The sequence below is a fragment of the Streptomyces sp. NPDC107765 genome (assembly GCF_055657085.1).
In genome coordinates, this window is record NZ_JBVKBL010000012.1 from 330,773 (window position 1) to 342,068 (window position 11,296).

Annotated in this window: 11 protein-coding genes and 1 riboswitch; of the genes, 6 read left to right on the forward strand and 5 right to left on the reverse strand. The window is 73.9% G+C overall.

The features are described 5' to 3' along the window. The first annotated feature begins 33 nt into the window (after positions 1-33). The 3 genes from ACZ7MX_RS27995 to ACZ7MX_RS28005 all read left to right on the forward strand — a co-directional run bounded on the left by ACZ7MX_RS27995 (position 34) and on the right by ACZ7MX_RS28005 (position 3,286). Positions 34-657: a TetR/AcrR family transcriptional regulator gene (locus ACZ7MX_RS27995; protein WP_472135987.1), complete on the forward strand. Its 624-nt coding sequence runs from the start codon at positions 34-36 to the stop codon at positions 655-657. Between the two features lie 415 nt (positions 658-1,072). Further along, a complete protein-coding gene (locus ACZ7MX_RS28000; protein WP_472135988.1) occupies positions 1,073-1,693 on the forward strand; it encodes a DUF4126 domain-containing protein in 621 nt (206 codons plus the stop codon). 69 nt (positions 1,694-1,762) lie between these two features. After that, the gene (locus ACZ7MX_RS28005) at positions 1,763-3,286 is read left to right on the forward strand and encodes a phytoene desaturase family protein (RefSeq protein WP_472135989.1); all 1,524 of its coding nucleotides are present in this window, start codon (positions 1,763-1,765) and stop codon (positions 3,284-3,286) included. Between the two features lie 100 nt (positions 3,287-3,386). On the opposite strand, the gene ACZ7MX_RS28010 is transcribed toward ACZ7MX_RS28005, so the two are convergent. From ACZ7MX_RS28010 to ACZ7MX_RS28030, 5 genes are all read right to left on the reverse strand, one after another. Then, on the reverse strand, positions 3,387-4,598 hold the full coding sequence (locus tag ACZ7MX_RS28010) for a hypothetical protein (protein ID WP_472135990.1): 1,212 nt from the start codon (positions 4,596-4,598) through the stop codon (positions 3,387-3,389). 36 nt (positions 4,599-4,634) lie between these two features. Next, positions 4,635-5,552, reverse strand: coding sequence for a methylenetetrahydrofolate reductase [NAD(P)H] (gene metF, locus ACZ7MX_RS28015; protein WP_472135991.1), 918 nt, complete (start codon positions 5,550-5,552; stop codon positions 4,635-4,637). A 109-nt stretch (positions 5,553-5,661) separates the two neighbouring features. Beyond that, positions 5,662-6,312 (reverse strand): thiamine phosphate synthase, encoded by a 651-nt coding sequence (gene thiE, locus ACZ7MX_RS28020; RefSeq protein ID WP_030807605.1) that lies wholly within the window; start codon positions 6,310-6,312, stop codon positions 5,662-5,664. Positions 6,313-6,443: 131 nt separating this feature from the next. Continuing rightward, positions 6,444-6,809 carry an Rv2175c family DNA-binding protein gene (locus tag ACZ7MX_RS28025; RefSeq protein ID WP_030807602.1) on the reverse strand — a complete coding sequence of 122 codons (366 nt, stop codon included), beginning with the start codon at positions 6,807-6,809 and terminating at the stop codon, positions 6,444-6,446. A 144-nt stretch (positions 6,810-6,953) separates the two neighbouring features. Further along, entirely contained in the window at positions 6,954-8,237 is a 1,284-nt protein-coding gene (locus tag ACZ7MX_RS28030; protein WP_472135992.1) for an NAD(P)/FAD-dependent oxidoreductase, read from the reverse strand. Between the two features lie 155 nt (positions 8,238-8,392). Further along, a riboswitch (TPP riboswitch) is annotated at positions 8,393-8,505 on the forward strand. On the opposite strand from ACZ7MX_RS28030, the gene thiO reads away from it, so the two are divergent. The 3 genes from thiO (at position 8,503) to ACZ7MX_RS28045 (ending at position 10,781) form a co-directional block, all read left to right on the forward strand. Next, positions 8,503-9,714 carry a glycine oxidase ThiO gene (gene thiO, locus ACZ7MX_RS28035; RefSeq protein ID WP_472135993.1) on the forward strand — a complete coding sequence of 404 codons (1,212 nt, stop codon included), beginning with the start codon at positions 8,503-8,505 and terminating at the stop codon, positions 9,712-9,714. (Overlaps the previous riboswitch by 3 nt.) Then, positions 9,711-9,932, forward strand: coding sequence for a sulfur carrier protein ThiS (thiS, locus tag ACZ7MX_RS28040; RefSeq protein WP_472135994.1), 222 nt, complete (start codon positions 9,711-9,713; stop codon positions 9,930-9,932). The genes thiO and thiS overlap by 4 nt, the downstream gene beginning before the upstream one ends. Before the next feature lie 6 nt (positions 9,933-9,938). Continuing rightward, positions 9,939-10,781 (forward strand): thiazole synthase, encoded by an 843-nt coding sequence (locus tag ACZ7MX_RS28045; RefSeq protein ID WP_472135995.1) that lies wholly within the window; start codon positions 9,939-9,941, stop codon positions 10,779-10,781. Positions 10,782-11,296: the final 515 nt, after the last annotated feature.

Genomic DNA, 11,296 nt, shown 5'->3' on the forward strand with positions numbered 1-11,296 from the left:
ACGCACACCCCGGAGAGCGGCACAATCCCCTCCATGGACAGCTCCAACACACGCCGCGACGCCACCCGGCGCAAGCTCTTCGAAGCCGCGGTCACACTCATCGCCGAACAGGGCTTCTCCTCCACCACGGTGGACGAGATCGCCGAACGGGCGGGGGTCGCGAAGGGCACGGTCTACTACAACTTCGCGAGCAAGAACGTTCTCTTCGAGGAGCTGCTGCGGCACGGCATAGAGCTGCTGGCGACCTCCCTGCAGGCGGCCGCCGACGAGGTCACCGACCGGGGCGGCAGCCGGATCGACGCACTGGACGCGATGATCCGGGCCGGGCTGGACTTCATCTCCCGCTACCCGGCGCTCACCCAGCTCTACGTCGCCGAGCTGTGGCGCACCAACCGCGCCTGGCAGTCGACGCTGATGGTGGTGCGGGAGCGGGCCATCACGGTCGTGGAGAACGTGCTGCGCGAGGCGGTCGACCAGGAGGAGCTGAGCGGGGAGATCGACATTCCACTGACCGCCTCGGCACTGTTCGGGATGGTCCTGGTGGCGGCCCTGGACTGGCAGTCGTACCAGCCGGACCGGTCGATCGACGAGGTGCACGCCGCGTTGTCGCGGCTGCTGCAGGGCCGGGTCAGCGGCCGTTCCACGGAAGGCCGGTGACGACCGGCCAGGGAAGCAGCGGGTAGCTGCGGACCGACCGCAGAAATGGACGAGTGCGCGCCGTATTGGTCAGGTACGGCGCGCACTCCTTTGTGTTCCCCCGGGGGGCCGCACCGGAGAGTGCGCCACCCTGGCGCGGATCGTTCCCCCGCCGATCCGACCAGGGCGGCGTTTCCCCCGTGCTCCCCGTGCTCCCCCGTGGAGCCCCCGTACTCCCCCGTCTTCCCCCGTCACGTCCGGGAGCCGCGCTGCTCCGCCGCCCCGTGTCGGCGGTGCGGCGCCGCTTCCCTTCCGTGGCCCCCACTCTTCCGTCCGGACGGCCGCCGGCCCATCCGCGTACCTACTCATCTGGCCGTCTGAGTACGGATACTCAAAACTGAGCACCGGGCCCCACGGGCGGCCTACCATCTGCGGCGTGGCCGTACTTCCCTTGGTTTTCACCAGTGGCTGGGCGAGCGGGATCAACGCCTACGCCGTCGTCCTGCTCCTCGGCCTGCTCGGCACGGCCGGCGTCACCGACGACGTGCCCGCCGCGCTGCAGCGCCCCGACGTGCTGATCGTGGCCGGGGTGCTCTTCCTGGTCGAGGCGATCGCCGACAAGGTCCCCTACGTCGACTCGGTCTGGGACGCGGTGCACACGGTCGTCCGGCCGGTCGCGGGCGGCGTGGTGGCGGCGCTGCTGGCCGGGCACGACGGGTCGCTGCCCCAGCTGGCGGCGGGCGCGGTGGGCGGCTCCACGGCGCTGCTGAGCCACTTGGTCAAGGCGGGCACCCGGATCGCTGTGAACACCTCGCCGGAGCCGGCCAGCAACATCGTGCTGAGCCTGCTGGAGGACCTGGGCGTGGCCGGGATCGTGGTCTTCGCGGTGTTCCATCCGGTGATCGCGGCGTCCATCGCGGCCCTCCTGCTGCTCACGGGCATCGTGGTGGTGGTCGTGCTGTGGTCGCGGATCCGCCGGTATCTGCGCCGGCGACGGGCCCGGCGCGCGGAGAAGCGGCTGGCCGCGGCGGGCGCCGGGGTACCGCCGACGGGCTGAGCGGTCCGCCGGCCGCGGCCGCACCCGCCCGTTCCGGCGTTGTCGGTGGCGGCGGATAAAGTCGCAGGCATGGCACGGATTGCAGTGATCGGCGCCGGGATGGGCGCGATGGCGGCCGCTGCCCGGCTGGCCGTCGCGGGCCACCGGGTGGCGGTGTTCGAGCGTGCCGCGACGCACGGCGGCGCGGTGCGGCAGCTGGCGCGGGACGGTTTCACCTTCGACACGGGACCGGGCCTGCTGCATCTGCCCGCGGTCTACCGCGACCTGTTCATCAAAACCGGCCGCGAGCCGCTGGAGAGCTGCCTGGAGCTGTCCCAGGTCGATCCCGCGAGCCGCCATGTCTTCGCCGACGGCACGGCGGTGTCGCTGCCCAACGCCTCGCGTGCCGGGGTCCTCACGGCGCTGGACGAGGCGCTGGGCGCGGGTGCCGGTGAGCACTGGAGCGAGCTGGTGGGCCGCGCCCGCGACGCCTGGGACGCCGCCCGCCGACCGCTTCTGGAGGAGCCGCTGTGGCAGGACTGGCGGGTGCTGGGGCGCGATCCGTATCCGGCGGTGCGCCGGCGCGGGCTGTTCGGCCGGCGCGACAAGGGGCCGACGACGGCCACCCTCGCCGAGATCGCCCGCCGCGAGCTGACCGACCCCCGGTTGGTCGCCCTGCTGGAGAGCCATGCGCTGGCGTACGGCCTGGACCCGCGCCGTGCCCCGGCGAGCGCCGCGGTGCTGCCGTACATGGAGCAGACCTTCGGCAGCTGGTACCCCCGCGGCGGTGTACGGGCGCTGGCCGACGCGCTGTACGAGCGCTGTCTGGCCCGCAAGGTGGAGTTCACCTTCGGTGCGGAGGTGACCGGGATCGCCGAGAAGGACGGCCGGGTGGCGGGCGTCGAGCTGGCCGACGGCCGGCGGGAGGAGGCCGCCTTCGTGGTCGCGGGCCTCGATCCGGCCCGGCTGCCCGGGCTGCTGGGCGGCCGCGAGCCGTACGGCGCGGACGAGGTGCGGCCGCGGACCGGCCCGGCGGACCGCGCCCCGGGGCGGCTGACGGTCTGTCTGGCGCTGCGCGGGCCCCGCGAGGCCGGCGCGGTACACCGCACGGTGGTCCATGCCGCGGACCGCGCCGCGGAGTTGGCGGGCGTGTTCGGGGACGGCAGCGGGGGCCCGCGGACGCCCTGTGCGCGGCCGACGGTGACGGTGCTGCGCCCGGACGACCCCACCACGCGGCCCGACGGGGAGCACGAGGCGGTGACGCTGTCCGCCACGGTTGCCGCGCACGGCCCGGTGGACCGGCCCGACGGTGCGGCCGTCGAGGAGGCGGCCGACCGGCTGACGGCGGTGGCCGAGGCCGCGGTGCCGGGGCTGCGCGAGCGGGTGCTGTGGCGTGAGGTGCTGCCGCCGGCGGACGAGGAGGCGATACCGGCCCCCGCGCTGCCGGGCCAGGAGGGCCGCTTCCTGCGGCCCGGGAACCGCACCCGGATACCGGGGCTGTACGCGGTCGGCGGCTGGTCACATCCGGGCGGCGGTCTGGCGCACGCCGGGATGTCGGGGGCGCTCGTCGCGGGCCTGATCGTGCACGGCGACGACTGGCACGGCTCCACGTAGGGCCTGGCCGGGGCGGTCGGGGGAAGTCAGGGGCGCTCGGAGCGGGCCGGGCGGCGGGCCGCTGCGGGCCGGGACGAGCCTTCGGCTCCCGGTCCCCGCTTCAGTAGCGGTACGGTCGGCCGTCGTAGTCCTGCTGCTGGTACGGCGGGTAGGGCTGCTGCTCGGGCGGGAGTTCGTCACCGCGCTGCTGCGGGACCCAGACCCCGCCGGGCCGGGTCTCGCCGTAGCCCTGGCCGGGGTTCTGTCCCGCGGGCTGCTCCTGGCCGTACTGCTGCCCGCCGTAGGACGCCTGGCCGTAGGGGTCGGGCTGGGCGTAGGGGTCGGGCTGGGCGTAGGGGTCGTAGGGCGCGGCGTACTGCTGGCCGCCGTAGGGGTCGGAGTAGCCGGCCTGGCCGGAGCCGTCGCCGTAGGCCGCGTACGGGTCGGCGTAGGGGTCCTGGCCGGCCGCGGGCGCGCCGTAACTGCCGCCGTAGCCATAGCCGTTGGCGTCCCCGGTGCCGCTGCCCGCGGCGCCGTCCGCGGTGGCACCGTACGCGTCGTAACCGCCGTAACCGCCGTAGTCGCTGCCCTGCGGGGCTCGGGCGTCCGGGCTGTAGATGCCGTACTGGCCGGTCTCGTCGGGCAGCGGCTGCGGCGCGTAGACGGTGGTGGCGTCGATGGCGTCGAAGGACTGGGTGGCGAACACGCTCCGGTCCTGCGGGTCCTGGTACGGGTCCTGACCGCCGTAGCCGCCCGCGCCGTACCCGCCGCTCGCGTAGTCGTAGGAGCCCTGACCGGCGTAGGCGTCCTGACCCGCGTAGGGGTCCTGGCTGCCGTAGCCGTCCTGTCCGGCGTAGCCGTCCTGACCGGGGAAGCCGGGGCTCTGGAAGCCCCCGGTGCTCTCGAAGGTGTCCGGGCCCCCGTCCGCGCCCCGGCCGGGGCCGGCCTGCGGACCGTCGGCCGGGCCGGCGCCGGGACCGTCGGCGGGCGGCACCGCCTCGACGTCGGAGACCTCCAGGGACGGTTCCGCGGCGGGCGGTCCGGACCGGCGACCGCGGCGCCGCTTGCTCTCACCTGGCTTGCCGCCCAGCGCCCAGCCCTCGGTGAAGCCGCGCTTGAAGGAGAGCGTCACATTCGTCTGACCGATGGCGAACGCGATCAGACCGACCCCGATCACGATCACCGAGGGGATGATGACGCCGACGACGACGCCGAGGAAGCCGACGAAGGCGAGCAACCGCCAGCGCAGCCGGGCCTTGTACTGGAGCAGCACCTCGCCCAGCAGCCACAGGGCGACCAGACCGAACGCGAGGTAGAGGATCGTCCAGCCCATATACGCCCCTCTTCCGCCGCTCGCCGGCCACCGTGATCAGGGCCGCTGGTGCAGCCCCAGATTCTCGTAGATTTCCAGAGTCGCCGTGGAGTGGTTGAGGGTAATGAAGTGCAACCCGGGCACGTCCTCGGCCATCAAGCGCGAACACAGCTCGGTCGCGTACTCGATCCCAATGGAGCGTACCGCCGCCGGGTCGTCCTTGACGGCCAGGATGCGCTCGGCCAGTTCGGGCGGGAACGCGGCATTGCTGAGCTGCGCGAACCGCTCGATCTGACGGACGTTCGTGACCGGCATGATCTCCGGGATGATGGGTGTCTGGCAACCCGCCGCCGCGACCCGGTCGCGGAGCCGGAAGTAGTCCTCCGGGTAGAAGAACATCTGGGTGATGGCGAAGTCCGCGCCGGCCCGGCACTTGGCGACGAAGTGGGTCACGTCGGTGTCCCAGTCCGTCGAGCGCGGGTGCATCTCGGGGAAGGCGGCGACGCCGACGCAGAAATCGCCGGACTCCTTGATCAGCCGGACCAGGTCGGCGGCGTAGGAGACGCCGTCCGGGTGCTTGATCCAGTCGCCCATGGGGTCGCCGGGCGGGTCGCCGCGCAGCGCGAGCATGTTGCGGATCCCGGCGTCGGCGTACTGGCCGATGATGTTGCGCAGGTCCGCGAGGGAGTGGTTGACCGCGGTCAGATGGGCCACCGGGGTGAGGGTGGTGTCCGTGGCGATGCGCTCCGTGGCGCGCACCGTGCCGTCACGGGAGGTGCCACCGGCGCCGTACGTGACGGAGACGAAGGTCGGGGCGACGGCCTCGATCCGGCGAATGGCGTTCCACAGGGTCCGCTCACCCTTCTCGGTCTTCGGGGCGGCGAACTCGAAGGAGTAGGACTGCTTGCCGGAAGCGAGCAGGTCACGCACGGTCCGTGCGCGATCAGTCCTGGTGGAAGCTGTACCTAGGGCCATACGGGCAGGTTAACCAGCAGCCGGTCACACACCAACCGTCATCGGCGTTATGCCTGGTTGGTCCGGTTCATGTCCAGTGGGTGGACATTTTGCGGGCCGCCGGGGCCCGTCAGGCGTCCCAGGTCCGGATGCGCTTGGCCAGTGCGGCGGCCGCGGCGCCCGGATCGTCGGCCTCCGTGATCGCCCGGACCACCACCACCCGGCGGGCGCCGGCCGCCAGCACCTCGTCGAGGTTGCCGGCGTCGATCCCGCCGATCGCGAACCAGGGGCGCTCGGGTGCGCGCGCCGCGGTGTACCGGACCAGGTCCAGGCCGGGGGCGTGCCGGCCCGGCTTGGTGGGGGTCGGCCAGCAGGGGCCGGTGCAGAAGTAGTCCACGCCCGCTTCGGTGAGCGCGGCGTCCACCTCGGCCTCGGCGTGCGTGGAGCGGCCTATCAGGACGTCCGGGCCGAGCAGGGCGCGGGCGGCCGGGACGGGCAGGTCGCCCTGGCCGAGGTGCAGCACATCGCCGGCGGCGGCGTGCGCCACGTCCGCCCGGTCGTTCACGGCCAGCAGCTTGCCGTGCCGCCGGCAGGCGTCCGCGAAGACCTCCAGGTGCCGCAGCTCCTCGCCGGCCTCCATGCCCTTGTCGCGCAGCTGGACGATGTCGACCCCCGAGGCGAGCACCGCGTCCAGGAACTGCGGGAGGTCGCCCTGCTTCCTGCGGGCGTCCGTGCAGAGATAGAGCCGGGCGTCGGACAGGGCCTGTCGTGCGGTGCTCATGGGCGGCTTCCCCCCAGGTCAGGGGCGTACGGACCGGGTCTGCCGGTCCGTACGCCCCGAAAGGTGGTCATGGATCGAGGTGGCTGCGGAGGCCGCCGCGGCTGCCGGGGGCGGCCGCGGCGGCGGGGGCGTCAGACGGCGAGGGCCTGGGCCCGGCGCTTGACCTCCGTGCCGCGATTCTCGCGCAGCGCCTGGGCCGGGGTGCCGGGCAGGCTCTCATCCTCGGTGAACAGCCACTCCAGCATCTCCTCGTCGGTGAAGCCGTCGTCCTTGAGGAGGGTGAGGGTGCCGACGAGGCCCTTGACCACCTTGTCGTCCTTGATGAAATCGGCGGGCACCTGGAGCACCCGATTCTCTCCGCGGCGCACCGCGATCAGCTGGCCCTCCTTGACCAGCTGCCGGACACGGGTCACCTCGACGCCGAGTTGTTCGGCGATGTCGGGGAGGGTGAGCCAGGCGGGAACGAGTCCATCGATCTTTGCGTCAATCTCGGTCACAGGACAAGCCTGCCACCTCGCACTGACAGCCGGTAGCCGGGCATCCCCATCAGGGGCTTTCCGGCACACCGGAGGGTGACGACGGGCCCGCGGCGCGGCCGCCGGTGCGCCTGCGGTGCCCCCGGCGCCCCCACCGCCCGCCGGCTACAGCGCCGCGGCCTTCAGCGGTACCGCCGCGTTCGCCGCCCGCTCCCGGTCCAGGACCACGCCCCGCTCGATGAGCTTGCGCCCCTGGGCGAGGTCCCTGGGCCGCCCCACGGCGAGCAGGGCGACCAGCCGGCCCGCGGGGCTCCCGCCGGCCGGCGTCCCGCCCGGCCCCTCGGCGCCGCGCAGCCAGAGCACCGACCAGGCCGCGCCGGAGGGATCGCCGCGCCACACCAGCTCGTCGGAGTCCACGTGGTGGCCCACGTACTGCACGAACCGGCCGAACTGCTCGGACCAGAAATACGGGACGGGGTCGTAGACCAGCCCCTCGGATCCCGCGCGGGCGATGTTCTCGGCGACCGTACGGGGGCCCTGGAGGGCGTTGTCCCAGTGGTGGACCAGCAGGCGGGTGCCGTAACGGGTGGAGGGGAAGGAGGCGCAGTCGCCGACCGCGTAGACATCGGGGGCGGAGGTGCGCAGCCGTTCGTCGGTGAGCACGGAGCCGTCCTCGGCGGAGACCTCGACGCCCGAGCCGGCGAGCCAGGCGGTGGCGGGGCGGGCGCCGATGCCGACGACCACCGCGTCGGCGGGCAGGACCGTGCCGTCGGCGAGGGTGACCGCCCCGGAGGTCACGGAGGCGACCCGGGCACCGAGCCGCAGCTCGGCGCCGGCGTCCGCGTACCAGCCGGTCATGTGGGCGGCGACCTCGGCGGGCAGCGCGCCGGCCAGCGGGCGGTCGGCGGCCTCGACGACGGTGACCGCGCAGCCCGCCTCCCGGGCCGCGGTCGCGAACTCGGCGCCGATCCAGCCGGCCCCGACGACCACGATCTCGTGCTGGGCGGCGAGCACCGGCCGCAGCCTTTCGGCGTCGTCGAGGGTGCGCAGCAGATGGACGCCGGGCAGCCCCTCGCTGCCGGGCAGGGTGATCGGGTCGGCACCGGTGGCGATCACCGCGTGGTCGTACGGCACCCGGCCCGCCTCCGTCTCGACCACGCGCTCCTGCGGGACCAGGGCGGTGACCCGGCGGCCGAGGTGGAGGTCGATGTTCAGTCCGGCGAAGTCGACGTCGAAGGCGGAGCCGTCGGCCTTGCCCAGCAGGACCGCCTTGGAGAGCGGGGGGCGGTCGTAGGGCTGGTGCGGCTCGTCGCCGATCAGCGTGATCGTGCCGGGCCAGCCCTGTTCCCGCAGGGCGACCGCGGTCTGCACGCCCGCGATTCCGGCGCCGACGATCACCACGCGCGGCGTGCGGTCAGGGGCCTGGGAGGACTTGCTCTGCTCGCTCACCCGATCACTCTAGGACGGGCGGCGACGCGGCTCGCAGCAGCGCGCAAGGAGATCTCTGACACACCGTCACGGACCGCCGCGCGGCTCCCCCGGGCCACCGGACCGGGTCCGCGTTCCCTTACGGCCCGTCGCGGCCCCGTATTAGGGTGACGGATGCACGCACTCGCGGGAGCCCGGGCGTACCGGGCTGAGAGGGAGGCTGACCGGCCTCCGACCGTACGAACCTGATCCGGGTCATGCCGGCGAAGGGAGGGGCTGGACGCCCATGCATCCACCTGCCACAGGAACCACGAAGCACCCCGATGCGCTCGTCGTCGGGGGCGGCATCATCGGGCTCGTCACCGCCTGGCGGGCGGCCGGCCGCGGGCTGACCGTCGCCGTGGCCGACCCCGCACCGGGCGGCGGCGCGGCACACGTCGCGGCCGGAATGCTGGCCGCGGTCACCGAGCTCCACTACGGCGAGCAGACCCTGCTGGGCCTCAACCTCGCCTCGGCCCGCCGCTATCCGCGGTTCGTCGAGGAACTGGAGGAGGCCGGCGGGCAGCCGACCGGCTACCGGCGCTGCGGCACCCTGGCGGTCGCCCTGGACGCCGACGACCGGGCCCACCTGCGCGAACTGCACGCCCTGCAGACCCGTTCGGGGCTGGACTCCCAGTGGCTCACGGGCCGGGAGTGCCGCCGCCTGGAGCCGATGCTGGCCCCCGGCGTACGCGGCGGGCTACGGGTCGACGGCGACCACCAGGTCGATCCGCGCCGGCTGGCCCATGCGCTGCTGGTGGCCTGTGAGCGCGCCGGGGTGGTCTTCCACCGCACGCGCGCGCAGCGGCTGACGGTCGACGCCGGGCGGGCCACCGGGGCCCAACTCGCCGACGGGACACGGCTGTCGGCCGGCCAGACCGTACTGGCGGCGGGCAGCTTCAGCGGCCGGCTGGCCGGGGTGCCCGAGGAGGTGCGGCCGCCCGTGCGGCCGGTCAAGGGCCAGGTGCTGCGGCTGCGGCTGCCGGACATGCCAGCCGGCTCCCCCGCCTTCCTGTCGCGCACCGTACGGGCCGTCGTCCGCGGCAATCCGCTCTATCTGGTCCCGCGGCAGAGCGGCGAACTGGTCGTCGGCGCCACCAGCGAGGAGCTGGGCTGGGACACCACGGTCACCGCGGGCGGCGTCTACGAGCTGCTGCGGGACGCGCACGAGCTGGTGCCCGGCATCACCGAACTGCCGCTCGTGGAGACCTGCGCCGGGCTGCGCCCCGGCTCCCCCGACAACGCCCCGCTGCTCGGCCCGACCGAGCTGCCCGGCCTGCACCTGGCCACCGGCCACTTCCGCAACGGTGTGCTGCTCACGCCGGTCACCGGTGACGTGATGGCCGAACTGCTGGCCACCGGGAGCCTCCCCGACGAGGCCCGCCCCTTCAGCCCCGCGCGCTTCGCCACCCCCTCCAAGGCCGCGCGCCCCCGCCTCCTCCAGGAGCAGCCCGTATGAGCGCCCCCGCCCCCACCGTCTCGCTGTCCGTCAACGGCGAACCCCGCGAGCTCCCCGGCGGCCTCACCCTCGACAAACTCGTCGCGACCCTGTCCTCGGCGCCGTCCGGGGTGGCCGCCGCGGTCAACGAGGTCGTGGTGCCGCGCACCCAGTGGCCCGCCACGCCCCTCCGCGACGGCGACCGGGTCGAGGTCCTCACCGCGGTCCAGGGAGGCTGACCCGCCATGGCCGAAACCGACCTCTCCCCCAAGACGCGCCCCGGCGCCTCCCCCGACATCTCCGACCCCCTCACCATCGCCGACACCACCTTCACCTCCCGCCTGATCATGGGCACCGGCGGCGCGCCCAGCCTCGACGTCCTGGAGCGGGCACTGCTCGCCTCCGGTACGGAGCTGACCACGGTCGCCATGCGGCGGCTGGACCCGACCGTGCAGGGCTCGGTGCTGTCCGTCCTGAACCGGCACGGGATCCGGGTGCTGCCCAATACGGCGGGCTGCTTCACCGCGGGCGAGGCGGTGCTCACCGCCCGGCTGGCCCGCGAGGCGCTCGGCACGGACTGGGTCAAGCTGGAGGTCGTCGCGGACGAGCGCACCCTGCTGCCCGACCCGATCGAGCTGCTGGACGCCGCGGAGACCCTGGTGGACGACGGCTTCACGGTGCTGCCCTACACGAACGACGATCCGGTGCTGGCCCGCAAGCTGGAGGACGTGGGCTGCGCCGCGATCATGCCGCTCGGCTCGCCGATCGGCTCCGGCCTGGGCATCCGCAACCCGCACAACTTCCAGCTGATCACCGAGCGGGCCGGCGTCCCCGTCATCCTGGACGCCGGCGCCGGCACGGCCTCCGACGCGGCCCTCGCGATGGAACTGGGCTGCGCGGCGGTCATGCTGGCCTCCGCGGTGACCCGCGCCCAGGAACCCGTCCTCATGGCCCACGCGATGCGCCACGCGGTGGCGGCAGGCCGCCTGGCCCATCGCGCGGGCCGCATCCCCCAGCGACACTTCGCGGTCGCGTCCTCCCCTGGGGGCGGCATGGCCGCACTGGATCCTGAGCGGCCGGCGTTCTGACCCGCCTCCCACGTAGTTGGCTGTCCCGCCGCGGGGCTCGCTCGCCGTTGCGCGCTTTGCGGCGCCGCGTACGTACCCGTCTCTCCCGCCGCGGGGGGTCTCGCCGTTGCGCCTGCGGCGGGCGGGGTGGGTGTCGGGTGCGGTGACGGGCCTCCAGGGCCGGTTGTGTGGACTGCTGACGCTTTACGTCCACACAACCAGCCCCTCCGGCCCGTCCCCTCCCGTTGTGGAAGAAGGAATGCGGTGTGTGGGGGCGGGCGTTGAGGCATGCAAGGGAGCCTGGGAACCCCTACGGGACGGTCGAACAGAACCCGTAAGGGTCGCGAGCGCCCCCTGCGGGGCCACAACCAACCGGGCCGGGCAAGGCATTCCCAAGACCCGACGACACCAGGTGCTCGATCAGCAATGCGCGCCCCCGCCCACCCGCACACTCCCCCAACGGGAGGGGACGGGCCGGAGGGGCCTTGTTCGTGGACGTAAAGCGCCAGCAGTCCACGAACAAGGCCCCGCAGGCC